The organism is Imbroritus primus (genome assembly GCF_964332355.1).
In the GTDB taxonomy this organism is placed as follows: Bacteria; Pseudomonadota; Gammaproteobacteria; order Burkholderiales; family Burkholderiaceae; genus Imbroritus; species Imbroritus primus.
Window position 1 is genome coordinate 1,833,198 of sequence record NZ_OZ201293.1, and the last position, 24,951, is coordinate 1,858,148.

22 protein-coding genes are annotated in these 24,951 nt (G+C 64.4%); 5 read left to right on the plus strand and 17 right to left on the minus strand.

Translation table 11 applies throughout. The features are described from left to right. Positions 1-110 precede the first annotated feature (110 nt). The 9 genes from ACQ3C8_RS08370 to ACQ3C8_RS08410 all read right to left on the minus strand — a co-directional run bounded on the left by ACQ3C8_RS08370 (position 111) and on the right by ACQ3C8_RS08410 (position 11,497). Complete coding sequence (locus ACQ3C8_RS08370; protein WP_428851254.1) at positions 111-887, minus strand: MBL fold metallo-hydrolase; 777 nt, start codon at positions 885-887, stop codon at positions 111-113. Between the two features lie 15 nt (positions 888-902). Next, positions 903-2,093 carry an outer membrane protein assembly factor BamC gene (gene bamC / locus ACQ3C8_RS08375; protein WP_009521142.1) on the minus strand — a complete coding sequence of 397 codons (1,191 nt, stop codon included), beginning with the start codon at positions 2,091-2,093 and terminating at the stop codon, positions 903-905. A gap of 62 nt (positions 2,094-2,155) precedes the next feature. Next, positions 2,156-3,040: a 4-hydroxy-tetrahydrodipicolinate synthase gene (gene dapA / locus ACQ3C8_RS08380; RefSeq protein WP_009521143.1), complete on the minus strand. Its 885-nt coding sequence runs from the start codon at positions 3,038-3,040 to the stop codon at positions 2,156-2,158. Positions 3,041-3,202: 162 nt separating this feature from the next. Next, positions 3,203-3,790: a class I SAM-dependent methyltransferase gene (locus ACQ3C8_RS08385; protein ID WP_428851255.1), complete on the minus strand. Its 588-nt coding sequence runs from the start codon at positions 3,788-3,790 to the stop codon at positions 3,203-3,205. Continuing rightward, entirely contained in the window at positions 3,790-4,989 is a 1,200-nt protein-coding gene (locus tag ACQ3C8_RS08390) for a tryptophan--tRNA ligase (RefSeq protein WP_428851256.1), read from the minus strand. Before ACQ3C8_RS08390 ends, ACQ3C8_RS08385 begins: the two co-directional genes overlap by 1 nt. A gap of 6 nt (positions 4,990-4,995) precedes the next feature. Then, the gene (locus ACQ3C8_RS08395; protein WP_009521146.1) at positions 4,996-5,661 is read right to left on the minus strand and encodes a site-2 protease family protein; all 666 of its coding nucleotides are present in this window, start codon (positions 5,659-5,661) and stop codon (positions 4,996-4,998) included. Positions 5,662-5,713: 52 nt separating this feature from the next. Further along, the gene (locus ACQ3C8_RS08400; protein ID WP_009521147.1) at positions 5,714-6,337 is read right to left on the minus strand and encodes an L-threonylcarbamoyladenylate synthase; all 624 of its coding nucleotides are present in this window, start codon (positions 6,335-6,337) and stop codon (positions 5,714-5,716) included. A gap of 21 nt (positions 6,338-6,358) precedes the next feature. Continuing rightward, positions 6,359-7,189 carry a 3',5'-nucleoside bisphosphate phosphatase gene (locus ACQ3C8_RS08405; protein ID WP_428851257.1) on the minus strand — a complete coding sequence of 277 codons (831 nt, stop codon included), beginning with the start codon at positions 7,187-7,189 and terminating at the stop codon, positions 6,359-6,361. A gap of 159 nt (positions 7,190-7,348) precedes the next feature. Next, positions 7,349-11,497 (minus strand): hypothetical protein, encoded by a 4,149-nt coding sequence (locus ACQ3C8_RS08410; protein ID WP_428851258.1) that lies wholly within the window; start codon positions 11,495-11,497, stop codon positions 7,349-7,351. A 407-nt stretch (positions 11,498-11,904) separates the two neighbouring features. Here ACQ3C8_RS08410 and ACQ3C8_RS08415 point away from each other — a divergent pair, with 407 nt between their 5' ends. After that, positions 11,905-12,945, plus strand: coding sequence for an NAD(P)/FAD-dependent oxidoreductase (locus ACQ3C8_RS08415; RefSeq protein WP_428851259.1), 1,041 nt, complete (start codon positions 11,905-11,907; stop codon positions 12,943-12,945). Positions 12,946-13,057: 112 nt separating this feature from the next. Here the strand turns inward: ACQ3C8_RS08415 and ACQ3C8_RS08420 are convergent, their stop codons facing one another. Next, positions 13,058-13,984, minus strand: coding sequence for an alpha/beta fold hydrolase (locus tag ACQ3C8_RS08420; protein ID WP_428851260.1), 927 nt, complete (start codon positions 13,982-13,984; stop codon positions 13,058-13,060). 240 nt (positions 13,985-14,224) lie between these two features. Here ACQ3C8_RS08420 and ACQ3C8_RS08425 point away from each other — a divergent pair, with 240 nt between their 5' ends. Next, positions 14,225-16,789, plus strand: coding sequence for an AI-2E family transporter (locus ACQ3C8_RS08425; protein ID WP_428851261.1), 2,565 nt, complete (start codon positions 14,225-14,227; stop codon positions 16,787-16,789). Here the strand turns inward: ACQ3C8_RS08425 and ACQ3C8_RS08430 are convergent. After that, positions 16,778-17,626: a ferritin-like domain-containing protein gene (locus ACQ3C8_RS08430; RefSeq protein ID WP_428851262.1), complete on the minus strand. Its 849-nt coding sequence runs from the start codon at positions 17,624-17,626 to the stop codon at positions 16,778-16,780. The two genes, ACQ3C8_RS08425 and ACQ3C8_RS08430, sit on opposite strands and share 12 nt — an antisense overlap. A gap of 74 nt (positions 17,627-17,700) precedes the next feature. Here ACQ3C8_RS08430 and ACQ3C8_RS08435 point away from each other — a divergent pair, with 74 nt between their 5' ends. The 3 genes from ACQ3C8_RS08435 to ACQ3C8_RS08445 all read left to right on the plus strand — a co-directional run bounded on the left by ACQ3C8_RS08435 (position 17,701) and on the right by ACQ3C8_RS08445 (position 19,771). Continuing rightward, the gene (locus ACQ3C8_RS08435; RefSeq protein WP_009521154.1) at positions 17,701-18,225 is read left to right on the plus strand and encodes a gamma carbonic anhydrase family protein; all 525 of its coding nucleotides are present in this window, start codon (positions 17,701-17,703) and stop codon (positions 18,223-18,225) included. Between the two features lie 2 nt (positions 18,226-18,227). Further along, complete coding sequence (locus ACQ3C8_RS08440) at positions 18,228-19,247, plus strand: Hsp33 family molecular chaperone HslO (protein ID WP_428851263.1); 1,020 nt, start codon at positions 18,228-18,230, stop codon at positions 19,245-19,247. An 89-nt stretch (positions 19,248-19,336) separates the two neighbouring features. After that, a complete protein-coding gene (locus ACQ3C8_RS08445) occupies positions 19,337-19,771 on the plus strand; it encodes a hypothetical protein (RefSeq protein ID WP_428851264.1) in 435 nt (144 codons plus the stop codon). A gap of 70 nt (positions 19,772-19,841) precedes the next feature. On the opposite strand, the gene ACQ3C8_RS08450 is transcribed toward ACQ3C8_RS08445, so the two are convergent. From ACQ3C8_RS08450 to ACQ3C8_RS08475, 6 genes are all read right to left on the minus strand, one after another. Further along, positions 19,842-20,438: an AAA family ATPase gene (locus ACQ3C8_RS08450; RefSeq protein ID WP_428851265.1), complete on the minus strand. Its 597-nt coding sequence runs from the start codon at positions 20,436-20,438 to the stop codon at positions 19,842-19,844. 61 nt (positions 20,439-20,499) lie between these two features. Further along, complete coding sequence (pnuC, locus tag ACQ3C8_RS08455) at positions 20,500-21,063, minus strand: nicotinamide riboside transporter PnuC (RefSeq protein ID WP_428851266.1); 564 nt, start codon at positions 21,061-21,063, stop codon at positions 20,500-20,502. 6 nt (positions 21,064-21,069) lie between these two features. Next, positions 21,070-21,408, minus strand: coding sequence for a cell division protein FtsB (gene ftsB, locus ACQ3C8_RS08460; protein ID WP_428851267.1), 339 nt, complete (start codon positions 21,406-21,408; stop codon positions 21,070-21,072). Between the two features lie 123 nt (positions 21,409-21,531). Continuing rightward, positions 21,532-22,821 carry a phosphopyruvate hydratase gene (eno, locus tag ACQ3C8_RS08465; protein WP_009521160.1) on the minus strand — a complete coding sequence of 430 codons (1,290 nt, stop codon included), beginning with the start codon at positions 22,819-22,821 and terminating at the stop codon, positions 21,532-21,534. A gap of 95 nt (positions 22,822-22,916) precedes the next feature. Beyond that, entirely contained in the window at positions 22,917-23,207 is a 291-nt protein-coding gene (locus tag ACQ3C8_RS08470) for a DUF1330 domain-containing protein (RefSeq protein WP_009521161.1), read from the minus strand. A gap of 26 nt (positions 23,208-23,233) precedes the next feature. Next, positions 23,234-24,889 (minus strand): CTP synthase, encoded by a 1,656-nt coding sequence (locus tag ACQ3C8_RS08475; protein ID WP_009521162.1) that lies wholly within the window; start codon positions 24,887-24,889, stop codon positions 23,234-23,236. Positions 24,890-24,951 lie beyond the last annotated feature (62 nt).

Below are 24,951 nucleotides of genomic sequence, written 5' to 3' on the forward strand. Positions count from 1 at the left end.
CCACTACCAGTGTCCGCGACTCCCACAGTGATCTGCGTTCAGCCTCGCTATCGGAGAGATCGGGACATGCGTTGCTTCCCTTGTCTTCCCGAGCGACCCAAACCGGGCGCCTACACGCGCCGCCAATCGAGTCCCGCCTCCTGATCCGCGATGGCGATATCGTCGCACGCAGCCCCCAGCGCTTCCGCCAATGCGGTGGCCGCAAGCGCCGGCGTATTGTTCTGCTGACTGAGATGCGCCGCCACGATGGTCGACAGGCCGGGATGCCGGATGCTGGCCAGGATGCATGCCGCAACATCATTGGCCAGATGGCCGAAGTCACCGCCAATGCGCGCCTTGAGCGAAGGCGGATAACGCGACGCGGCCAGCATGCCGCGATCATGATTGCACTCGAGCACGAGCGCCTGGACATTGGCCAGGCTCGTCGTCAGCACAGGCGTCTCCATGCCGGCATCGGTCAGCACCCCAAGGCGTACCGCGCCATCCCCGAGTACGAACTGCAGCGGTTCGCGGGCATCATGCGGCACGGTGTACGGTGCAACCTGCAGGTCGCCGATCTCGACCGGCTGCCCGGCCACGCAGAAGCGGATGTCCGCCGCAGCGGCATGGCGCATATGCGCCGTCGCCGTCCAGGTGCCGTGACTGAGCCAGACCGGCACGCGATACTTCACCGCCAGCGCATACGCGCTGCCGATATGATCACTGTGTTCATGGGTGACGAGAATGCCGGTGAGCGCCTCCGGGGCGCATCCCAGGCGCGCCAGGCGGCGCTCCATCTCGCGGATGCCAAAACCGCAGTCGAGCAGCACGCGGGTAGGCGTGCTGGTTTCACTGTCGATCAGCAGGGCATTGCCCTCGCTGCCGCTTCCCAGACTGGCGAATCGCACGGCGAGGGATGCGGCTTAGCGCAGCTGTTCGTTGAGCAGCGTGAGGATCTGGCGGTTGATGTCGGATTTTTCCGCTGCGCCACTCTCGTTGAGCACACTCACGATCGAGCCATTGCCGCTACCCTGCACTGCCACGCGATAACGCTTGGCGCGTTTGGCTTCCTCGGCCTTGCTCCGGCTGAAGAGGCGCGAGAAGAAGCCGGGCTGCTTGGCTTGGTCGCGCGTGTCGACATAGCGCACGAAATACACACCATTCGCGCGGTCACGATCTTCGACGGTGAAGTTGACGCGGTCGAGCGCAAGGCCCACGGAACGCCATGCGCGGTCGAATGGTTCGTTTAGGGCGAGCACATCGACGCCGTTGACCTGACGAATCAGTGAAGGGGCCGTAGCTGCAGCCTGTCCGCCGGCGGCGGCAGCCGCACCACCCGTACCGGCAGCGGCCAAGGTCGCCTGCGCGGCTTCGCGCGACATGCCCAAACGCTGCATCAGGCGCGACAGGAACTCGGCTTCGAGCTCCGGATCCGCCTGGCGCGGCACCCAGACGGTGGATTCCTTGCTCAGACCGGTCAGCTCTTCACGTGCGCCGCGATGGCTGATGAACACCTCCAGCTTGCCGTTCGCCCCCTTCTCCACACGCGTGCGGAAACGGTCGCGCTCGGACGTGGAATACAGGCTGTCAAACACCTTGCCGATGGTGTTGCGGATGAAGTCTTGCGGAATCTTCGCGCGATTCTCCGCCCAGTCGGTTTCCATGATGCCAGTCTCGGGCGAATCGATGGACAACAGGAAGCCATTCTCCTGCCAGAACTCACGCAGGATCGGCCAGACCTGGGAAGCTGTCATGTCGTCGACAACCAGCCAGCGCTGATTGCCATCACGCTCGATGCGCATGCCCTTGGCGGCTGGCAGTGCGTTGACGGTACCGGTGGCTTGCTGCGCCGACACGCGTTGCTGATAACCCGACAGCGTGGCGGCACCGCCTGCTTCAGGCGCTGCATAGCGGCGATCGCCCTGCAGCGAAGTCAGATCGGGAGGAACTTCAAGGGTCGCGGTCCGCTTGGCATTCGACTTGTAGTCGATCTTGTCGGCCTGCATGGCATCGTTGAGCGTGCTGCAGCCGGCGACCATCGCCAGGGCAGCGAGGGACACGGTGAGGCGTGCAGTGGCAGGAGATGCAATACCGCGAAGATGCTGATAGTTCATTGACACACGGTCCTTGAAAAGTTCGAATACAAAACGAAACCAGGCGAAACCAGGAAACGCAATCAGGCGAGCAGCCCGGCTTCCGCCAGCGCGTCGCGGACAGCGCCATGATACTGGGGCGCCAGCGGCGTCAGCGGCAGGCGGATACCGCCTTCGATCTTGCCCATGGCCTGCAGGGCCCACTTCACGGGAATCGGGTTGGCCTCGATGAACATGCGCTTGTGCAGCGTCAGCAGATCGAGGTGGATCCGGCGCGCCGTCAGCGCATCGCCACGGATTGCAGCAGCGCACAGCTCATGCATGGCGCGCGGCGCAACGTTGGCCGTGACGGAGATATTGCCATGGCCGCCGAGCAACATCAGGGCGACCGCCGTCAGATCGTCGCCACTGTAGATCGAAAAGTGCGCGGGTGCGCCCTTGATCAACTGGGCCGCACGGTCGATATCGCCTGTGGCCTCCTTGATGCCGATGATGCCCGGCACCTGTGCGAGGCGCAGCACGGTATCTGCCTGCATGTCGGCCACGGTACGGCCCGGCACGTTGTACAGGATCACTGGCAGGTCGACGCTTTCCGCGATTTTGCGGAAATGCTGATACATGCCTTCCTGCGTCGGCTTGTTGTAGTACGGCACGACCTGCAGCGAGGCATCGGCGCCGACCTTGTGCGCGTACTCGGTCAGCTCGATTGCCTCGGCGGTCGAGTTGCCGCCCGTGCCCGCGATCACCGGCACGCGCTTGGCCGTATGCTCGACAGCCACGCGAATCAGTTCGAAGTGTTCCTCGACGCTGACCGTTGGCGATTCGCCGGAAGTGCCTACGATGACAATGCCATCGGTACCTTCGTCCACATGCCAGTCGATCAGGCGGCGCAATGCCGGAAGATCGAGGCTGCCGTCTTCATGCATTGGCGTGACGATCGCAACAATGCTGCCGGAAATCTGTGTCATGGTTTTTACGTCAATTCAGGGGGGCTGAATTATGGGATAAATATCACGATTGTAACGGATCGCGGCACGTTGTCCCGCACTTTTGGAGCCCGCCGGGCGCCATCAGTTCAACGCGCCGGCCAAGTGTTTCGCTGACAGGCTGGCGCACGCGTCACACGGGCCTCAGGACGCATCCAGTGGATAGCGGACCGCCACCGCACCGGCTCCCTCGCGGATGGCGCACAAACGCTGCACGAAGGCCGGCTTTGGCGACGAAATGAAGCCATCTTCATACGCCACGGTACGCAACCCTCCCGCGCGCGCCACATCCGCCAGTTCGCCCGGCTGCAGCAGGAAATCCGGGTTGGCGGGCCGCCCGACGGTCTCGTTGCCGGCAGCGAATGTTTCGTAGATCAGCACGCCGCCTTCGCCCAGCGCGGCTACCAGGTGCGGCCACAGGGGCCGGTGCAGGTAATTGGTGACGATCACAGCATCGAAGCGCGCCCCGGGCGGAAGCGGCCAGACGCCCTGCTCCAGATCGGCCTGCAGCACCTGCACCCCTCCCGCCCTGCCGGCCAGTGCCTGCAAGGCCTCGGCGTCGCGGTCAACTGCCAGCACCGCATATCCGTGCTGTGCGGCCAGCACGGCGTGACGTCCGCCGCCGCAAGCCACATCGAGGACACGACCGCCCGGGCGCACGAGGGACAGCCAGCGCCCCACCCAAGGGGACGGCGCTGCGATGGCGGCATGTCCCGGCACGGTGCCGCTCATCAGTAACTCAATCCCATGGCGTCGCGCACCTCACGCATGGTTTCGCCTGCCGCACGGCTGGCGGCTTCTCGGCCATGCTCGAGGATGTCGCGCAGCAAACCCGGCTGGTCGACATACTTCTGCGCGCGCTCGGCCATCGGCTGCTGTTCGCGCAGGATGCCATCGATCACCGGCTGCTTGCATTCGATACAGCCGATACCTGCGCTGCGGCAACCCTTCTGCACCCACTCGCGGGTTGGCTCGTCGGAATACACGAGATGCAGCTGCCAGACCGGGCATTTTTCCGGCGTGCCGGGATCGGTACGCCGCACGCGCGCCGGATCGGTCGGCATGGTACGTACTTTCTTCTCGACGCTTGCCTTGTCCTCGCGCATGCCAATGGTGTTGCCGTAGGACTTGGACATCTTCTGCCCATCGAGTCCCGGCATGCGGGAGGCTTGCGTCAGCAACGCCTTAGGCTCGACCAGGATATTGCGCCGCGAACCCTCGAGATAACCGAGCAGGCGTTCGCGATCGGCATTGCCCAGGCTTTGCGACGCCGCCAGCAGCGCGCGTGCTTCTTCCAGGGCCTCTGCATTGCCCTCTTCCTGATAGGCCTTGCGCAGTTCGAGATAGTGCTTGGTCCGTTTGCCACCGAGCTTCTTGGCCGACTCCTGTGCCTTCTCCTCGAAACCGGGCTCGCGGCCATACAGGTAGTTGAAGCGCCGCGCGATTTCGCGCGTGATCTCGATATGCGGCACCTGGTCCTCTCCGACCGGCACATGGGCGGCGCGGTAGATCAGGATGTCGGACGCCATCAGCAGCGGATAACCCAGGAAGCCGTACGTGGCCAGGTCCTTGTCCTTCAGCTTCTCGATCTGGTCCTTGTAGGTCGGCACGCGCTCCAGCCAGCCCAGCGGCGTGCCCATCGACAGCAGCAGGAACAGCTCGGCATGCTCCGGCACGCGGCTCTGCAGGAAGAGCGTGGCTTTTTCCGGATCGACACCGGCCGCCAGCCAGTCGATGACCATCTCCCACGTGGCCTTGCTGATGACCTCGCGCGACTCGTAGTGGGTCGTCAGCGCATGCCAGTCGGCCACGAAGAAAAAGCACTGCCGCTCGTTCTGCAGCTGGATCCAGTTCTTGAGGACGCCGTGGTAGTGGCCAAGATGCAGTGCGCCGGTGGGGCGCATGCCGGAAAGTACGCGTTCGGGAAGCATGAATGGTTATCGGATCAGAAAGAAGATGGGGGACAGCATCCACTGGATGAGCGTGGCGAGCAACTGCATGACGGGACGCATCCAGACCTGCGTGATAATACCTGCGGCCACCAGTGCCAGCACGATGAAAAAACCGTAGGGTTCGAGGCGCGACAGCATGATCGCCGGACGCGCCGGCAGCAGCGCCGTCAATACCCGCCCGCCGTCGAGCGGCGGTAGCGGAAACAGGTTGAAGGCAGCCATGACCAGGTTGACCAGCACGCCGGCCTGCGCCATCTTGACGAGGAATGGTTCATCCACGGCCATCACAGCCAGCCCGATGGACATCAGTGCCCAGCCGACCGCCATGACGAAATTGCTGCCTGGCCCGGCCAGGGCGACCCACAGGCTGTGCCAGCGCGGATTGCGCAGGTTGCCGAATGCCACCGGGACCGGCTTGGCATAGCCGAAGACGAACGCGCCAGCCGTGGCGAAATACAGCAGCAGCGGCATGGCAATCGTGCCGATCGGGTCGATATGGCGCAGCGGATTGAGGCTCACGCGGCCCAGCATGTAGGCCGTGCTGTCGCCGAAATGGCGCGCCACATAGCCGTGTGCGGCCTCATGCAGCGTGATGGCGAACAGGACTGGAAGCGCGTAGACGGCGAGCGTCTGAATGATTGAAGAATCCATCCAGCTATTGTAACAAGCGGGCCGGACGCGCGCGGAATGTTCTTGGCGTGCCTCAGAGGCCCAGCAAAGCGGGATCTCCGCGTCCGCGCCGCACCAGTTCCGGCTCGCCGCCGCTCAGGTCGATCACGGACGTCGGCTCGGCCGGCACCGGCCCGCCATCGATCACCAGATCGAGCTGCTTTTCCAGCCGCGCGCGGATCTCGTCAGGATCGTTCAACGGCTCATCTTCGCCGGCCAACTGCAGCGTGGCCGAGAGAATCGGCTCGCCGAGGGCCTCGATCAGGCATTGTGGAATGGCATGCTCCGGCACGCGCAGGCCGATAGTCTTGCGCGACGGATGCGACAGCCGCCGCGGCACTTCCTTCGTGGCCTCGAGGATAAACACGAATGGCCCAGGGGTGGCCCCCTTGATCCAGCGGTACTGGCGATTGTCCACGCGCGCGAAAGTACCCAGCTGGGACAGGTCCCGGCACATCAGCGTCAGCAAGTGCTTGTCATCCATGCCGCGCAGGCGTCGCAGGCGCTCCACCGCGGCCTTGTCGTCGAGATGGCAGGCGAGCGCATAACTCGAGTCGGTGGGCAGCGCGGCCAGGCCGCCATCGCGGAGGATCTGTGCGGCCTGCTTGATCAGCCGGGGTTGCGGGTTATCGGGATGGATCTGGAAGAACTGGGACATGCGGGTCTCACCTGTCGGATATCACCAGCCGCGCCAGATCGGCGTGACGGAATCGGGGAGTGGCGGCAGCTTGCCGAGGTCCACCCGACTCTCCGAGGGCCCATGGAAATCGGAACCGCGTGACGCCAGCAGGCCATAACGGCGCGCCAACCCGGCGTAGGTTTCGTACTGGGCTGGCGTGTGGCTGCCTGTCGTCACCTCGACGCCCTCCCCGCCGAGTTCTTTGAAGCGGTCGAACAGGCTGTCGTGCTGCAATGCCGTCATCTTGTAGCGGCCGGGATGCGCAATCACCGCCTGACCTCCAGCCGCATGGATCCATTCGATCGCGTCCTCGAGCGTGGCCCAGCGATGTGGTACATAACCCGGCTTGCCATCCGACAGGTAGCTCTCGAACACCGCATTCACGCTGGGGCAGATGCCAGCCTCGACCATATAGCGCGCGAAGTGTGTGCGGGAGATCAACTCAGGATTGCCGACATACTGCAAGGCCCCTTCATATGCGCCTGCCACGCCTGCCTGCGCCAAGGCATCGGCCATTTCCTGCGCGCGCCGCGTGCGGCCGGAACGGGTCTGCGCGAGCCCCTCCACCAGCGCTGGACAGAACGGATCGATCTGCAGGCCGACGATATGGACCGTGTGGCCCGCCCAGGTGATGGAGATTTCGACACCGGGCACAAAGGACAATCCTTCGGCGTGCGCGGCATGGCGAGCCGCAACCAGGCCGCCAACTTCATCGTGATCAGTCAGCGCCCAAAGTTCGACACCATTGGTCTTCGCACGCGCCGCCAGCGCCTCCGGCGGCAGCATGCCGTCCGACACCGTGGAGTGACAATGCAGGTCGGCGTTCAACATGGCAATACATTGGCAGGAATCATGTCCTGCTATTGTACTCCTCACTGCTGGCAGGCCATGCCGCCGCGATGCCCGACGGGGCGCGGGGTATCCGGGATGCGCCATGCCGCCCGCAGTCATGCAACCTGGAGGGCGCCACCGCATCCAGTACCGCTGGCTTCACGCCGCCGGAGCCGCGGCCGGACGGCTCAGCCCGTACAACCCGCAGAGTTCTTCGTAGCGCTCCGCCCGCCATGCCTCGGCATCGTTTTCCCGGTGCGCGGGCACGGGCATCTGCGCGATACGTGCCGTCAGCAGCTCGCGTTGCTCCATCTTGTACCCCGCCTTTGCTCGGGTATCGAGAGACCATGAGAACCACTCGATTTCCTCGGTGATCGCCTTGGTTTTTTTCTTCTGGACAACAATGCCAACGCGTGGCCCCGTTCCCTTGCCGCGATCGATGTACTGGCGGGCCGTCAGCGAGTACAGCTTCCAGTTGCTGTCATCATGAAATACCGCATTGCGCTCAGACCGGATATGCGCCACCTGCATTTCCAGCTGGCTGATCCGCAGGCGGTCCCCTGCCTTGCGCGCCATCACCAGTTCGGTTTCAAGGCCATCAAGTTGGCTGTCATAGTTGCGAATCTTCATGATGGCGGGCTTGCGCAGGTTCTTGATGCACTGGAAGAACATGCTGTTATCCCCCTTCTTCTCCAGGCTGTACTCATCCAGAAACTTCTGCAGCGTGGCATCACCGGAGGCATATTCCCGCCACTGATCGATATCCGGGCCGAGTACTGCACGTAGCGCCTCGACACTGCGGACAGCCGTGATATGGAAGGTACAAAACTCATCCAGCTGGCCATCCTTGGTCTGCTGCTTGATCTGCACATTGATCGAGGACTCGACTGGCGTCGCCTGGGCCGAGAGTACATTGACGCCTGGCAACTTGGCCTGGGCCGTACCTGCACCGCCAGGCGTCAGGCTCACACCTGCGGTGCCCCGGACCACGCCATAGAGTTCGGCTTCACCATTATTTGCAGCCGCCCGCCTGCTGGTTTCCTTCAGGACCTTGGTCTGGGCCTTGCCCTGCTGATCGGAGCCAACGCCGAAGAAAGCGCGCGCATCGTCCGTACCCACGCGTAGACCGATCTGCTCGCGCGTCGTGACCTGCACTGAGCGGGATGACTGGCGGGTCCCCGTGAGCTCAAGACACCGTGTCTCGACAAACTCGGCAGCGAATGCCGCCATGAAATCCTGCAAGCGGTCGTGGCCGGTGGCCTGCGTTATCTCACCCTCACCGAACTGCTTCATGAACTCGAAGAAACGCCGCATGCCGACACGACTGGCATCGAGTTTGACTGGTTTCCCATCCGCATCCTTCAGGAAGGGATCCGTCGCCGACTCAAAACTGTGCTTGCCATTCGCATCCTGCACGATGTCGGTCTTGAACCGCACGGTCACGCCTTTGTTGCGGGTTTCCTCGTATCCGGCCGATGCGCCGAAATATGCGCCCACGCCAGCAAAGCCAGTATCAGCCCCAAAGATCGATTCGAGCCCCAGTTCGCCTGCACCGCCACGACCTGAGGAAACGGAGACCGACAGGCCGTTCAGGTTGCGGGACTGCGTCATGGTGGCCGTACGGGATCCCGTGGCTGCGATCCGCGGACGCAGGTTGACGGCTGGCGCGACAGGGACGACCACGGAGAGGTCGACGCCCACTTCCGCGCCAGTGGTTCCCGTCAGCGTGTTGTTGCGCATGCCTTCGGCAGCTCGCGCCATGAAGTCGTAGATCTTGGCCTTGGTGGCAACGCTCATGAACTCGCCGCCCCGCTCCAGCCAGTGCAGCGTGGTGAAATGCTTCACCATCGCAAGCGCCTCGCGGCGCTCCGCGTCGGCCTCCGCCGGCACGCCATCGGCCTTGGCTTCACGCGTGGTGCCCTTCTTGCCCGCACGCTCGCGGACGACCGCCCTGGCTTCGCCGGCCACCTGTGGCAGCCAGGCCTCGAGCTGCGCGCGGGACAACTTGATGGGCTTGCCAAGCAGCGCATCAAGCGCTTGTATTGTTTCCGCATCCGGTTCGGACGTTATCGTGATCACAACCTCCTCGACGCGCTGCTTGCCTGCCATGGTCTCGCTGAGCGGTGCTGCCTTGGTTTGCACCTGGGCTTCAAGGAGCTCCTGCAAGGTTCCTGGGCCGCCCTCCTCGCTTCCCATGACCCTCCGGCGTACCTCCTGCGGATCAAGCTCGCTCATCAAGGGCCGCTGCGTGCCGTCTTTCCCGGCCGCGTAGTCTTTCGCCATCAACGCCTGCTGTTCCTTGTAGATCGCCACCACCGCCAGCTGGACGGCGTACTCGGCCAGTTTTTCGGGTGCCAGCGTTGTGCTTCTTGCCTCCTCTCTGATGAGCGCGACCTTGTAGTCCCCCAGTGCCAGCAGGGCCTTGTCATAGGTACTTCGATCCGCCTGGGCCAGCGCAGACTGGAAATTGAAAGTATCGCCTCCCATGGCGGTGATCGGAGTCTTCTTCATGCCGATCCACTGACGCGGATCAAGCTCGGATGCCTCTCCATTGAATCGTTTGACCGCGCGTTCGGCGTATTTGTCGATTTTCATGATCCGGGCCATGACGCGCGTGAATTCACCCTCCGGCCCATCGTCACGGAATCCCTGGTTCCACATGAAATAGTCCAGCGTCGCCTGGCGGCCGAGCCGGGTTGCCAGGGTCCCTGGATTGGCCGCCGTCCCGTAGTGCTGCAGCGCCTGCCGCGCTGCGTGCATGACCCTGCGCTCCAGCGGAGGGCGTTCCTCCTGTTTGCCGGCGACATCGTGCGCGTCCGCCGGCACGGGTGCCACCTGCTGCCCAGCGACTTCCGCCGGTTCTTCCGCCAGGGCTGCCAGCACGGTTTGCATGGTCAAGTCCTTGCGCGAACACAGGGCGTCGGCCGCCTCCAGAAAATTGCGGTAGGCATCGCACTGGGGCGCCCGCTGGTATTCTTGTTCGCGCCACTGCAGGTTCGCCTTGGTCCATTGCGCCTGGGCGGTGTCATATGCAGCCTTGGCCGCAGCCACATGCTTGGGCGCCATGATCACCGCCCGCTCCAGTTGCTCGCGCGCGCACAGGAACGCACGCCAGGTCTCGTGCAACGTCACCAGTTGATCCGGCAGTTTCGGCTGGCCGCCAGGTTGCGCGGTGGCTGCTGCGCTGGCTTGCATCCGGCAGATCGCCAGACGTTTGAGCAGCCCGAGCCCAACGGGATCGCGCGATAGCAGCAATGCCGCGTGCCAGGTCGCCTCGCTCACCGTGCCGGCCTGCGCCCCGTTACAGGCAATGTCGTAGGTGGTACCGAGTTCCTTGAGAATCTGGTGGGCCAACTGGAGGTCATACCCGCTGGCCAATGCCAGCTTGTTGACAATGGCTTCGCATTCGCCGCACTGCAGCCCCTCCTCCAGTGAAGACAACATCAGCAGGTCACGATGCAAATCATCGACCATCGCCAGATCAGCGGGGCGCGCTCCGAAACGCAGCACGATCGCGGTATGCAACTGGCGATATTCATACCATTGTTCCCGGTGCACGCCATGTAGCTGGGATCGGCTCCGCACAGGCGCTTCGACATGCGGAGGCAGCGTTTCGCGATCTTCGCCTGCGTGTGGCGGGAGGGACTTCAATGTATCGCCCGCACCCTCGGCCACATCGACCGGCATATCCCTTCCAGTGCCCCGCCGCCCGGGTAGCCTGGGCATACCGGGCAGGACAGCAGGCATGTCTGTCTTGCCCGTTCGCTGCCGCCGTACCCGTCGGCAACTAAAGTCGGACAACTTCTCCACCACCTTGTGCGATTTGCCATCCGCCTTGCGCATCTGTGCAGCCTTGTCTTTAGCTGCGGTACAGCCCCACAGCCGACGCTTGGCTGCGCGTGGCATTTCATGCCCGGGCCCGGATACCTGGGCTGCACGCTCACGCTTGCGCTGTCGGGCGGCCTCCGCCCTCTGGCGGCGACTCAGGACCGGAGCGAGATAGGCCTTCGCTTGCGTTTGCGCTTCATACGGGGGAGAGTTGTCCTGACTGAACAGATCCCGATTGGGCTGCCCCTTGCCCTTGCCGCCGCGCATATTCCAGGTGAACAGGCCCGACATGATGTTGGTGGCATAGGCGCTGGGCCTGAGCAGCTTCAGCGTGACACGCACCTCGCGCGTGAATGCCTGATAGCGGCTCGTGGACGGACCGGCGGATGACGATGGCGCCGTGCCGGACAAGCCCGGCTGGCCGGCCGAGACCGCCGGCGCATAGCCGCCCCCCGTGATTCTTGCTGTGTCTCCTTTCATCACGCCTCCGCTGACTGCCGTTATTGGTCTTGGCATCGCCGTGCAGTTCCGCCGCTTCGCCGCTCCGTTGCCCTGCCGGATTGCGCTGCCCGACGGTCGCGTCGCCGGCCGGCAGATTCCCGCCATACTTACAATTGGCTTTCTGCATGCTTCAGCCATATGTAACAAATACGGTGCGTGACGTCCGGCGATTTTAAAAAAGCTTGCAGTTGGCCTCGCAAGTGGATTCGTATTTCCCCCCTCTTCTTACGCGCAATACACTTGATTGTTTTGAGAAATCAGGGTTATCCCGACCATCCGGGCGCATCGGTCGCGCAATCCCGCGCTGCGCATGCGGGCATCCGGGCGCGGTATAGTCGCACTGTGCCGCTTCTCTTTGCTCACACCGCCCCGGAGCTTCTCCTGACATGACCGAATCCCATCCGAACACAGCCCACAGCACCGACATCCTGATCATCGGCGCCGGTCCGGTCGGCCTGTTCGCCGCCTTCCAGGTCGGCGTGCTGGGGATGCAATGCGTGCTCATCGATGCACTCGACCGCCCAGGCGGGCAATGTACCGAGCTGTACCCGGAGAAACCCATCTACGATATTCCCGCATTGCCGGTATGCACCGCGCAGGAACTGGTGGATCGCCTGCTGGAGCAATGCCGGCCGTTCGGCTTTCCGATTCATACCGGGCAGCGCGCCATGCGCGTGGAACAGCAGGCCGATGGCCGCTATCGCGTAACAACCGAACAGGGCATGGTGTTTGATGCCGCCGTGCTGCTGATTGCCGCTGGCGCCGGCGCGTTCGTGCCGCAGCGCGTAGCACTTCCGGAAGCAGCAGCGCTCGAAGGCGATTCACTGCACTACGCGGTGCGTGACATGGCACGCTTCGCGGGCAAGCGCATCGTGATCGCAGGTGGCGGGGATTCAGCGCTGGATTGGGTGCTCGCGCTGCGCAAGATCGCCGCGCACACCACTCTGCTGCATCGTCGCGACAATTTTCGCGCGGCCGATGCGTCCGTAGCGGAAATGCGCGGCGCCGTCGCTGCTGGCGAGATGGATTTCGTGGTGGGGATGCTCGATGCGCTACAGACGCAGGATGGCCGCCTGACCGGCATCGTCGTCAAGCACAAGGACGGCACGCATTCACTGCCGTGCGACGACCTGATCGCGCTGTATGGACTGGTGACTGATCCCGGGCCACTGGCCAACTGGGGCCTCGACATGCAGGCCGGACGCATTGTCGTCGACACGGCAGCATATGAAACGAACCGGCCCGGCATCTTTGCCGTCGGCGACATTGCGCTTTATCCGCACCGTCAGAAGCTGATCCTCTCCGGCTTCCACGAGGCTGCACTGGCACTGCGCAAAGCCTATCGCGTCGTCTATCCAGACAAGACACTGGTGCATGTGCACACCAGCAACAACGCCACCTTGCGCGAACGCATCCAGCACAGTTGAATACGCGGCTGAATGCCATGACGGAGCCAAGCCCAAAAGGCCGGCGCGCAGATTGACGCGCGGGTGTCTTGCAACAGGATCTCGCGCTCGCTCGCAGGCATGCACGCAACGTTCAGCGCGTGAGGAAATCCTCGATCAGCCGTGCCACCGCGACCGGCTGATCGTGATGCAGCATATGTCCGGCGTCGTCGATGATGGCTTCGTGCAGGTTGCGGAACGACCGGAAACGCGCCCGGAACGCATCCAGTGGCACATCGCCTGCGATCGACTTGAGGGTGGCCGAATCGCGCGCTTCCACGTGCAGGACCGGCGCCGTTACCTCCGCCCACACGGCCTCGATCTCGTCGATGCGGTACAGGACAGGATTGACGATCTTGTGCGCCGGATCGGCCAGCAGCATCCATTTGCCCTCGGCCGTCTGGCGCGCCCAGTGCGGTGCAAGAAACGCCGCCTGGCTATCCGACAGGCGCGGGTTGGTCTTCTGCAACCGGGCTGCGACAGCCTGCATGGTGTCATAGATGGGCAAGCGGGCTCCCGCCTTGATCTCGTCCAGCCAGCGCGCGTAGCGTCCCGGCGCTTGCGTCGCCTGGGTGGCGGAGAGCCCAAAGCCTTCCAGGCACACGAGACGATCCACGCGCGCCGGACGGACACCCGCATAAATGCCCACGACATTAGCGCCCATGCTGTGCCCCACAAGGTTCACCGGAGCGTGCGGCTGGTAGTGATCAAGTAGCGCCTCGAGGTCGGCGAGATAGTCCGGGTACCAGTAGGAGACCGTCCCCGGATGGACGGTCGTCCACCCGGTCAGGCCGAAACCGCGCCAGTCGGGGGCAATCACGTGCCAGTCGCGTTGCAACGCATCGACCACGAACTGGAACGACGCTGACACATCCATCCAGCCATGACACATGAACAGCTTGGGCGCCGACGGATCGCCCCATTGGCGGACGTGATAGTCCAGACCATGGATCGCAATGACCTCGGTACGCGACGGGCGTACCGGTTGATAAGCTGCCGCCTCGGGCGCAGGGTGCAGCATGGGTGCTGCCGTCGACTCGGGTTGCTGCATAGAGCCCCACAAAATAGAACGATCGTTCTTTATTCTCGCATATTCCGTCCTGGCCTGTGCCGCTTACTGAACATGCGGCGGGCCATTGTCAGCGCTTGCGAGACGCGGCTATCGGCGGAACGCTGACAGACTCTGCGGTATACGCCCACTACACTGGTCCGGCAACCTGATCGGCAGAAAATCAGGGCGAACGGGAGGCACAGCGACAGCATGGATCAAGCAGACACCAACCGGACCGGCGACGCGGCGACGCCCGGCGACACCCTCCCAGGCCGGGGCGACCGCTTCGCCTACGGCATGCCGCCGCATCGCACGAACACGGCGGCGAAATCCGGACACTACGACAGCGAGACACCGGCCGCGCAACTGGTCACGGTACTGCCTGCGTTGCGGTTGCTCACCGGCCTGCTGATTGCCGCCCTGATTATCGCGGCGCTGTACTTCGGCCGCGATCTCCTGATCCCGCTCGCACTGGCGATCCTGCTCAGTTTCCTGCTCGATCCTGCGGTGGCGCGCCTCAAGCGCTGGGGTGTGCCGCGCATGGCGGCCGTCCTGCTGGTCGTCGGCCTCACGGTGGCGGCGCTGGGCGGTGCCGGTGCCTATCTTGGCAGCCAGGTGACAGCGCTGAGCAAGGACCTGCCGTCTTACCAGACCACCATCCGCGAAAAGTTCACCCGCATGCGCAAGGCCGTCAAGGGTCCGGGCGCACTTGATGGCGCGCTATCGACCTACAACACGGTAGAGCGCGAACTGGCAAAAACCACCGGTCAGCCCGCACCCGGCGCAACGGCAACAGGCCGTGCCATCCAGCGCGTCGAGATCATTCCGGCGCCGAAAGCGCCCATGGCGCAGCTGATGGAATGGTTGGGCATCGTCAGCGCGCCTGTGCTAATGGCAGGTATGGTGCTGCTCTTCGTCATCCTGATCCTGCTGGGACGCAGCGACCTGCGCGAACGTCTGCTGCGCCTCATGGGCGGCAACCTGCACCTCGCGACCGATGCGCTTGACGACGCGGCCGAGCGCATCGGTCGTTACCTGCGCATGCAGATGATCGTCAATGCCACCTACGGCATTCCGCTGGGCGTGGCGCTGTATTTCATCGGCGTACCAGGGGCAGTGCTGTGGGGCACGGTAGCTGCGGTCATGCGCTTCGTGCCCTACATCGGGCCGATGCTGTCCGCGGCGTTTCCGCTGGCGCTGGCCTTTGCCATCGATCCAACCTGGGACATGCTGCTGTGGACGCTGGGCGTCATCCTGGTGCTGGAACTGCTCAGCAACAACGTCATCGAGCCATGGCTGTACGGCTCGAGTACAGGGCTATCGACGCTCTCCATCATTGTCTCGGCCATGTTCTGGACCGCCATCTGGGGGCCGATCGGACTGATCCTGTCGACACCACTGACGGTTTGCCTGTTGGTGCTCGGACGCTATATTCCGTCGCTGCAGTTCATGGAGGTTCTGCTCGGCAGCGATCCGGTCCTGGCGCCGCCGCAACGGCTCTACCAGCGGCTGCTCGGCGGGGGTGTCGAGGAAGCCATCGAGATGACCACGGAGGCCATCGACGCCGAACTCCCCTCGCCCGCCACCCCGGCGGGTACGGCCACGGCGGTGACCACGGTCTTCGACGAGATCGCCATCCCCGCGCTGCGGCTGGCCTGCGAGCGCTATGCCGACGTGGCTACCGCCCAGCACCGGCTGCGCTTGGTGCACGGCATGTCGGAAGTCCTGGAGGAAGTGGCGGATGCCTATCCGCCCACGGCCGCGACAACCGCCGTACCGGCAGGCGGACCGCGGATCCTGTGCATTGGCGGCCGTTGGGAGGTCGATGCGCTGGCGGCCGGCATGATGGCGCATGCGCTGGCCCTGCATGGTCACGACGCGCGCCACGAATCCATAGCCTTGAGCGCCGGCGCCAATCCGGCGGAAGCACACCGGCTCGACGGCGTGCAGATCCTCTGCCTGTCTGTGTTCCATCCCCGGCCCGGTGCGCAGGTACGACACTGGGCGCGCCGCCTCACGCGCCGCTGGCCCGACCTGCGCATTGTCCTCGCCCTGTGGAACGCCCCGCCAGCCCTGCTCGCCGAGTCTGCACCCGAGCAGCTCGGCGTCACGGCCATCGTGAACAGCATGCATGAGTTAGTCCTGCGCCTGGCCACACTGACCGACACGGCGGGCATTCAGGCGCCCATGCCCCAACCCGCCGATGACGGCGAACGCGTGGCACGGCTGTACGCCAGCGGCGCGCTCGCGCCACATCGCACCGAGGGCTACCGTTTGTTCCTGCAACGCGTGGTGGATGTCTTCGACGTACGCTACGCCCAACTGGCATGGCTCGATCGCGACTGGGTTCACACGCCCGGCAGCCTGTTGCCTGGCGGCGATGCCGGGATTGCGCGTGAAGAAGCGATCTGTGCACGCATCTTCGACGAAGATGATGCCCTGGTCATCCCGGATATTGCGCGCGATCCGCGCTTTGCCGGCAGCCGGCTGACGCTGGCCCATAGCCTGCGGTTCTACGGCAGCGTGCCGCTGAAGGATCGCGACGGCTACGTGCTGGGCTGCCTGGCGCTGCTCGATACGGCACCGCGCGAACTGTCCGACGAGGAGATCGCCCTGCTGAACACCATGGCCACGGAATTCATGGCGACACTGGCGACGGAAGTCCCAGCTGAAACCGCGGTTGCAACCACTGTCGATACCGCGGCTGCAGGCGCAGCAGGATCCGCTACCCCCATCACAACACGACCCGACCCGTCACGCGATTCAGCCGCGTGACGGTACATCCGGTGCGGTGGCGCGCAACTGCGCCAGCTCCGCCGCATCGAAACCGGCCGCCGCACGCGCCTCGAAATTGAATGGCCCGCGCAAGCGCGGCGCGTCGTAGCGCTCGACCAGCACATCGTAGGTCGCCAGCGGATCGACGCCGGCCCGCGCGCAGCACCAGCGGTACCAGCGGTTGCCGATGGCCACGTGGCCCACTTCATCGCGCAGGATGACATCGAGGATCGAGGCCGCCTCCATGTCGCCGGCCTGTGCCAGCCGCGCCCGGATCGGCGGCGAGGCATCGAGGCCCCGCGCCTCGAGGGTACGCGGCACCAGCGCCATGCGCGCGAGCACATCGTCACGCGTTTTCTCGGCCATTTCCCACAGGCCATTGTGCGCGGGAAAATCCCCGTAAGCCGCATCAAGCCGGGCGAGATGTTCGGCCAGCAGGCTGAAGTGGTACGCCTCCTCGCCCGCCACCTTCAACCAGTCGCGGTAGAACGGCACGGGCATGCCATCAAAGCGCCATACCGCATCAAGCGCCAGGTTGATGGCATTGAATTCGATGTGCGCGAGCGCATGCAGCAAGGCCGCCCGGCCTTCACGCGATACCACGGCACGGCGCGGCACAAAGCGTGCGGAGACCAGTTCCGGCTGCGCGGGACGCCCCGGAACCGCCGCACGCCAGTCCGCCGGAAAATCAGCGGGCCGCAGCGCCGGCGCAAACGCCGCATCCGGCCGTGTCGCGCCATCGGCGGCCAGCGCGCGGACCGTGCGCGCCTTTTCAGCCGGATTGGTCTGGCACAGGGCCGCGAGGGCTGCGCGGCGAATGCATGGGAAAGTCGACATCAGCGTAAAATCCTGGGAATCCGGCATTGTAAGAGATGCAATCGCCCATACCTCACGACAGGAGCCCTTCCCTCATGGCGCAGTACCAGCTTGGCGACCTCACCCCGACCGTGGACGATTCCGCCTATATCGCGCCCGGTGCGACCGTCATCGGTAATGTGTACCTGAAGGCACGCGCGAGCGTATGGCCCGGCGCGGTGCTGCGCGGCGACAATGATCCCATCACCATCGGCGAAGCCAGCAATATCCAGGAAAATGCCGTCCTGCATACCGATGCAGGCGCGCCGCTAACGCTTGGCGACTACGTGACCGTCGGCCACCAAGCCATGCTGCATGGCTGCACCATCGGCGACGGCAGCCTGATCGGCATCCAGGCCGTGGTGCTCAACCATGCCGTCATCGGCAAGGAATGCCTGGTGGGCGCCGGTGCCATCGTCACGGAAGGCAAGACCTTTCCGGACCGCTCGCTGATCCTCGGCGCGCCGGCCCGCGTCGTGCGGCAACTGACGGACGACGATGTGGCACGCATGCGCATGGGCGCGGAAAGCTATGCCGAGCGCCAGGCCACCTACAAGACTACTTTGAAGCGAATCGACTGAACGTGACCCAAGCCACACCCGACACCCTGCAGAAATTCATGTTCGAAGCCGCGCCGGTGCGCGGCGAACTCGTCCGCCTGTCCGACACCTGGCAGGAAATCATGCGGCGGCGCACCTATCCGCCTGCCGTGCGCCGCCTGCTCGGGGAAATGACGGCGGCGGCCGCGCTGCTCACCGCCAACCTCAAGTTCAACGGTGCGCTCGTCATGCAGATCCATGGCGACGGCCCGGTGCGCATGCTGGTGGTGGAATGCCACTCGGATCTGTCGCTGCGCGCCACTGCCAAGCTGGCCGACGACGTCGAGATTGCCGACGACGCCACATTGGCCGAGTTGGTCAACGCGAATGGCCAGGGTCGCTTCGCCATCACCCTTGATCCGCAGGACAAGCTGCCCGGCCAGCAACCGTACCAGGGCGTGGTGCCGTTGTCTGGCCGCCAGGGCCCGCTGCCCGACATGAGCGCGGTCCTCGAGCATTACATGCTGACCTCGGAGCAACTCGATACGCGGCTGTGGCTCGCGGCCGACGGCAATGTCGCGTCCGGCATGCTGCTGCAGCGCCTGCCGACCTACGGCGGCAAATCCATGACGGGAACGGATGGCTCCGTCATTGGCGAAACCGGCCAGCCGCTCGCACCGGGCGTATCGGCGCAGGACCTCGATACCTGGGAACGCGTGTGCCATCTCGGCGGCACGCTGCAAACCGAGGAACTGCTCGAGGTACCGCCGGAAACCCTGCTGCGCCGCCTGTTCTGGGAGGAAACCCAGCAGGCTGGCGTGCGCCTGTTCGAGCCGCGCCAACCGCATTTCAACTGCTCGTGCTCGCGCATCAAGGTCGGCGCCATGCTGCGCATGCTCGGCGAGGAAGAGGTCGCGAGCGTGCTGGCGGAACGCAACCAGGTGGATGTGAACTGCGAGTTCTGCGGCCAGCACTATGCCTTCGATGCCGTGGACTGTGCGCACCTGTTCACCGAAAAACCGGTATCGCAGACCGTCAAGGCGGCGTCGAACCTGCATCATTGACGATCCAGGCGTACTGGCGACCCAGACGCCGGAAACTTGTTCCAGAGGGCAACCGTCCAACCGCTATCGCGACCCGGAGGCCATTCACCATGCATGACCATGACAGATCCAACCGGCGTCTGGCCCTGGCGCTGATACTGGCTGTGGCGCTGGGCGGATGTACCGTGATCGACCGTGGCCCGGATGGTAGCCCGCGCATGGCGCGCCTGCCGGATGGCGCGGCTGCGGCTCCGCCGCCAGCCCTGAGCGCCAAGGAGCGCCAGCAGCTCGATGCCGAGAACGCCCGCATCCTGCGCGAGCAGGAAGCCGCCATCACGGCGGAACGCCGCGCCGCCTACCGCGCCTATGCCTATCGCGCGTATCCATATCCGTATGTGGCCTATCCGGCCTACCCCGCCTATGTCATGCCGTATGTCGGCGGCGTCGGCTTCTACGGCCACTGGGGTGGCCGGGGGCGGCACCGCGGCGGGGTGGGTGTCAGCATCGGATACCCAGGCTATTACTGGGGGCCGGGCTGGTGGTAAGCGGGATGACAGCCTGATCACAAAGGGCGAGCCATCCGATCACACTGACCTCGCCACTCGCCAGTCACGCTCATCCCTCGAGCCGCAACACGCGATCGATCTGCAGGGTGGCCTGTGCCAGCCGCTCGGCTGGCGATCCGCCGATCCGGACATAATCAACCCCATGCACGCGGCAAGCCGCAAGCACACGGCGATGGATCGCATCGCGCACGTCCTCGCTTGCCCGTTGCAGGCCATCGGCCACCCAGGGAATATCCGGGAGTGTAATCAGCGTCAGTGCATAGTCGTGCAATGCCGCCAGCCGTGCCGTTTCGGCATCGCAGGTGTGGAAGCAGAAGCGGCTGTAGATGGCCGTCATCAGCGGCGTGGTATCGCACAGCACTATCCCGCCACCTTGCTGGGCCACCGTGCGGCGCGCGCACAGTTCGGCCGCGCGCTGCATGCGGGCAATATGGCGCTGCTCCGGCTCGACCGGGACATCTCCCTTGCGGTCGACAAAGGTGCGCAGGTACTCCGGTACCGCGACGGCGTTGACGCCACGCGTGCGGTAGTGGTCGGCCAGCGCCACCGACAGATCCGATTTGCCGGTCGATTCCGCACCGAGGATGGCGACGGTCACCACATGGCCAGACGCGCGGCCGGCTCTGGACGGCGTGTTCGATGTCATCGCCCGCTCCGCGATACGCATGGCCGCGCATGCGCCGGCCGGGCCGGATGGCTGCATGCGCTCATCTTGCCAGGGCCTGCTTCCACTGCCGCAGCCCCGCCACGCACATCACCACGAACAGGGCGTACAGCACTGCCGTCAGGTAAAGCGACTTGTGCAGGTACAGGCCGATATACAGGGCGTCGACAATCAGCCAGATCCACCAGTTCTCGATGAACTTGCGCGCCAGCGCAAACTGGCCGACGATGCTGCCGGCCGTGAGGAAAGCATCGATGTGCGGTACGTCGGAATTGGTATGACGCGACAGAAACCACGCCAGCATGGCATAGCCGCCAGCCCAGCCGGCACCGGCTATCGCCAGCGCACGGCGATCCATGCGGCGCGGGCGCAAGGGCGCGTCGGCATCCGGCATATGGCCGAACAGCCACTGCCAGAGACCGAACACCGAGGTCCCGATAAAGAATAGCTGCAGGCCTGCATCGCCATACAGACGCGCCTCGAAGAACACGATGGCATACAGGCCCGCGCCGGCGATGGCGAAGACCCAGCCCAAGGGATTCTGACGGATATTGCAGGCGACGCAGGCGAGCGACAGCGCGAATGAAGCAGCTTCCAGCCAGTTCATGGCGGACTACCGGCGGCCGGATTCAGGCTTCGGCGGCGGTGGTGGCAGCGGCGGTGTGGCGCTGGTCGCGGGAGCAGGAGCAACGAATTGGACGAAGACCTCGCCCTCCTTGACCATGCCCAGCTCATGGCGCGCACGCTCTTCGATGGCACCCGTGCCTTCCTTGAGATCGCGCACCTCGCCGGCCAGCTTGGCGTTGCGTGACTTCAGGGTCTGGTTTTTGGCATCCTGCTCGGCAACCTGGCGGTCGAGCTCCCAGACGCGCAGCCAGCCGCCCTTCCCCAGCCAGAGCGGAAACTGGATGGCGATCAGCAGCACGAGCAGGATCAGGGAAATCAGGCGCATGTCAGCTCGTTCGACGATAGCGAGACGCGAGAAGTGGCGAATGCCGCGCCACGGCCATCCCGGCAGTGCTCGCCAGAAGGCCGCGCCGCGGCGCGTGCCGGAATCAGGCTCCGGCACATGGCATTAACGCAGATTGTAGAACACGCCCTTGCCGGGGTAGCTGGCGATATCGCCAAGGTCTTCCTCGATGCGCAGCAGCTGGTTGTACTTGGCGATGCGGTCCGAACGCGACAGCGAGCCGGTCTTGATCTGTCCAGCGTTGGTACCGACGGCGATGTCGGCGATGGTGCTGTCCTCGGTTTCGCCCGAGCGGTGCGAGATCACGGCGGTGTAGCCGGCGCGCTTGGCCATCTCGATGGCGGCGAAGGTTTCGGTCAGCGTACCGATCTGGTTGATCTTGATGAGGATCGAGTTGGCGATGCCCTTGTCGATACCTTCGCGCAGGATCTTGGTATTGGTGACAAACAGGTCGTCGCCCACCAGCTGGACTTTCTTGCCGACGCGCTCGGTCAGCAGCTTCCAGCCGTCCCAGTCGTTCTCGGCCATGCCGTCTTCGATCGACACGATCGGGAACTTGTCGCACAGGTTGGCCAGGTAATCGGCGAATTCGCCGGCCGTCAGTTGCAGGCCTTCGCCTTCCAGGCGGTACTTGTCTTCGCCCTCATGGAAGAACTCGGTGCTGGCGCAGTCCAGTGCCAGCAGCACGTCTTCGCCCGGGCGGTAGCCGGCGCGCTCGATGGCCGTGAGCACGGTGCTCAGGCACTGCTCGTTGCTGGCAAAGTTCGGGGCAAAGCCGCCTTCGTCGCCAACCGCGGTCGACATGCCCTTGTCGGACAGGATCTTCTTGAGCGCGTGGAACACCTCGGCGCCGCAGCGCAGTGCTTCGCGGAAGCTACCCTGGCTCACCGGCATGATCATGAATTCCTGGATGTCCAGGCTGTTGTTGGCGTGCGCGCCGCCGTTGACGATGTTCATCATCGGCACCGGCATCTGCATCGCACCCGAACCGCCGAAGTAGCGGTACAGCGGCAGGCCGGCTTCCTCGGCAGCAGCCTTGGCCACGGCCATCGACACGGCCAGCGTGGCGTTGGCGCCCAGGCGGGCCTTGTTGTCGGTACCGTCGAGGTCGATCAGGGTACGGTCGAGGAACGCCTGCTCGGACGCATCGAGACCCATGATGGCTTCGGAAATCTCGGTATTGATGTGCTCCACGGCCTTGAGCACGCCCTTGCCAAGGTAGCGGCTCTTGTCGCCGTCACGCAGTTCGATGGCTTCACGCGAGCCGGTCGACGCGCCCGAGGGCACGGCCGCACGGCCCATCACGCCCGATTCCAGCAGCACGTCGCATTCGACGGTGGGGTTGCCGCGCGAGTCCAGAACCTCGCGGCCAATGATATCGACGATTGCACTCATGGATAGTCCTCTGTTACCTGTATAGCGTTGTGCGCCAGCCGGTTCGCAGGCTGTGCGCGCGAATCATGCGGTCACGCGGATGTGGTCGCTCGGGCTCAGATGCCTTCGACCACGATCATGTTCATCTTGGCCGCGCCCTCGCGCGCGGCGCGGGCAGCCCGGTATTCTTCGCTGTCGTGGAACGACCGGGCCGCCTCGAATGAGGGAAACTCCAGTACCACGACCCGCGTCGGCTGCCATTCACCTTCGACCGGCGCGACCTTGCCACCGCGCACCAGCACCTTCGCGCCATGCACCTCGAAGGCGCGGCTCGACAGCACCTTGTACTGCTCATACTGCTCGGGATTGGTGACGTCGACGTAGGCTACGATGTATCCGGCTGGCATGGGGGTCTCCGCTTGTCTCAGGGTGGTCAGGCAGTGGCCGCCTGGCTTTGCCGCGCCAGCGCGGCTTCGACATACGCCTTGAACAGCGGATGCCCGTCGCGCGGCGTGGACGTGAATTCGGGGTGGAACTGCACGCCGACGAACCACGGGTGCGTGGCGGCCGGCAACTCCATGATCTCGGGCAGGTTCTCCGACGGCGTGCGCGCGGAGATCACCAGCCCGGCAGCTTCCAGCGCCGGCACATAGTAATTGTTGACCTCGTAGCGATGGCGGTGGCGCTCGTTGACCTCCGTACCGTAGATTTGCGCGGCGCGCGTCCCTGGCGTCACGGGGCATTTCTGCGCACCCAGGCGCATGGTGCCACCCAGATCAGACTCGGCCGACCGCTGTTCGACCTTGCCTTCTCGGTCCAGCCACTCGGTGATCAGCGCCACCACCGGGTGCTCGGTCTCGAGATTGAATTCGGTACTGTTGGCGTCGGCCATGCCCGCCACGTGGCGCGCGAACTCGATCACCGCCAGCTGCATGCCGAGGCAGATGCCGAGATACGGCACCTTGTTCTCCCGGGCATAGCGGATTGCGGCGATCTTGCCTTCGGTACCGCGCTTGCCGAAGCCACCCGGTACGAGGATGGCATCGAGGCGCGACAGCACGGCGGTGCCACCCGCCTCCACTTCCTCGGAATCGATGTATTCGATATTGACCCGTGTCGAGGTGTGCAGCCCGGCATGGCGCAGCGCCTCGATCAGCGATTTGTACGATTCGGTCAGGTCGACATACTTGCCGACCATGCCGATGGTGATCTCGTGCTGCGGGTTGTCCATCGCGTGCACGAGGCGCGCCCACATGTCGAGGTTGGCCGGCGGCGCATCGATCTGCAGCTCGTCGCAAATGATGCGGTCCAGGCCCTGGTCGTGCAGCATCTGCGGAATCTTGTAAATGGTGTCCACGTCCCAGACAGAAATCACCGATTCCTGCGGCATGTTGGCGAACAGCGAAATCTTGGCGCGCTCGTCGTCCGGGATGGGGCGATCGGCGCGGCACAGCAGCGCGCTCGGGATGATGCCAATCTCGCGCAGCTTCTGCACCGAGTGCTGGGTCGGCTTGGTCTTCAGTTCGCCGGCGCTGGCGATAAACGGCACCAGCGTAAGGTGCACAAAGGCCGCCTGGTGACGGCCCAGGCGCAGGCTCATCTGGCGCGCGGCCTCGAGGAACGGCAGGGACTCGATATCGCCCACCGTGCCGCCAATCTCGATAATGGCCACATCGGCCTTGCCATCGAAGGTGGCCGAGGCGCCGCGTTCGACGAACGACTGGATTTCGTTGGTGATGTGCGGAATGACCTGTACCGTCTTGCCGAGATACTCGCCACGGCGCTCCTTGCGGATCACCGATTCGTAGATCTGGCCGGTGGTGAAGTTGTTCGACTTCCGCATCTTGGCGGAAATGAACCGTTCGTAGTGCCCCAGGTCCAGATCGGTTTCGGCACCGTCCTCGGTCACGAACACCTCGCCATGCTGAAACGGGCTCATGGTGCCCGGATCGACATTGATGTAGGGATCGAGTTTCAGAAGGGTGACTTTGAGACCACGCGACTCGAGGATAGCCGCAAGCGACGCGGCGGCGATTCCCTTGCCCAGGGAAGAAACGACGCCGCCGGTGACGAAGACGAATTTGGTCATAAACCTGACTTGCCGAGGAAATCGGGATTATACCTCAGCACCCCGCCCGACCACAGCCCCCA

Excerpts from the sequence above, each read along its gene's own strand:
- ACQ3C8_RS08400 (WP_009521147.1), bottom strand. The coding sequence starts at position 6,337 with ATGTCCCAGTTCTTCCAGATCCATCCCGATAACCCGCAACCCCGGCTG.
- ACQ3C8_RS08420 (WP_428851260.1), bottom strand. The coding sequence starts at position 13,984 with ATGCTGCACCCTGCGCCCGAGGCGGCAGCTTATCAACCGGTACGCCCG.
- ACQ3C8_RS08445 (WP_428851264.1), top strand. The coding sequence starts at position 19,337 with ATGCATGACCATGACAGATCCAACCGGCGTCTGGCCCTGGCGCTGATA.
- ACQ3C8_RS08415 (WP_428851259.1), top strand. The coding sequence starts at position 11,905 with ATGACCGAATCCCATCCGAACACAGCCCACAGCACCGACATCCTGATC.
- dapA (WP_009521143.1), bottom strand. The coding sequence starts at position 3,040 with ATGACACAGATTTCCGGCAGCATTGTTGCGATCGTCACGCCAATGCAT.
- ACQ3C8_RS08470 (WP_009521161.1), bottom strand. The coding sequence starts at position 23,207 with ATGCCAGCCGGATACATCGTAGCCTACGTCGACGTCACCAATCCCGAG.
- bamC (WP_009521142.1), bottom strand. The coding sequence starts at position 2,093 with ATGAACTATCAGCATCTTCGCGGTATTGCATCTCCTGCCACTGCACGC.
- ACQ3C8_RS08410 (WP_428851258.1), bottom strand. The coding sequence starts at position 11,497 with ATGAAAGGAGACACAGCAAGAATCACGGGGGGCGGCTATGCGCCGGCG.
- ACQ3C8_RS08435 (WP_009521154.1), top strand. The coding sequence starts at position 17,701 with ATGGCGCAGTACCAGCTTGGCGACCTCACCCCGACCGTGGACGATTCC.
- ACQ3C8_RS08390 (WP_428851256.1), bottom strand. The coding sequence starts at position 4,989 with ATGCTTCCCGAACGCGTACTTTCCGGCATGCGCCCCACCGGCGCACTG.
- ACQ3C8_RS08450 (WP_428851265.1), bottom strand. The coding sequence starts at position 20,438 with ATGACATCGAACACGCCGTCCAGAGCCGGCCGCGCGTCTGGCCATGTG.
- ACQ3C8_RS08395 (WP_009521146.1), bottom strand. The coding sequence starts at position 5,661 with ATGGATTCTTCAATCATTCAGACGCTCGCCGTCTACGCGCTTCCAGTC.
- ACQ3C8_RS08425 (WP_428851261.1), top strand. The coding sequence starts at position 14,225 with ATGGATCAAGCAGACACCAACCGGACCGGCGACGCGGCGACGCCCGGC.
- pnuC (WP_428851266.1), bottom strand. The coding sequence starts at position 21,063 with ATGAACTGGCTGGAAGCTGCTTCATTCGCGCTGTCGCTCGCCTGCGTC.
- eno (WP_009521160.1), bottom strand. The coding sequence starts at position 22,821 with ATGAGTGCAATCGTCGATATCATTGGCCGCGAGGTTCTGGACTCGCGC.
- ftsB (WP_428851267.1), bottom strand. The coding sequence starts at position 21,408 with ATGCGCCTGATTTCCCTGATCCTGCTCGTGCTGCTGATCGCCATCCAG.
- ACQ3C8_RS08430 (WP_428851262.1), bottom strand. The coding sequence starts at position 17,626 with ATGTCGACTTTCCCATGCATTCGCCGCGCAGCCCTCGCGGCCCTGTGC.
- ACQ3C8_RS08475 (WP_009521162.1), bottom strand. The coding sequence starts at position 24,889 with ATGACCAAATTCGTCTTCGTCACCGGCGGCGTCGTTTCTTCCCTGGGC.
- ACQ3C8_RS08405 (WP_428851257.1), bottom strand. The coding sequence starts at position 7,189 with ATGTTGAACGCCGACCTGCATTGTCACTCCACGGTGTCGGACGGCATG.
- ACQ3C8_RS08385 (WP_428851255.1), bottom strand. The coding sequence starts at position 3,790 with ATGAGCGGCACCGTGCCGGGACATGCCGCCATCGCAGCGCCGTCCCCT.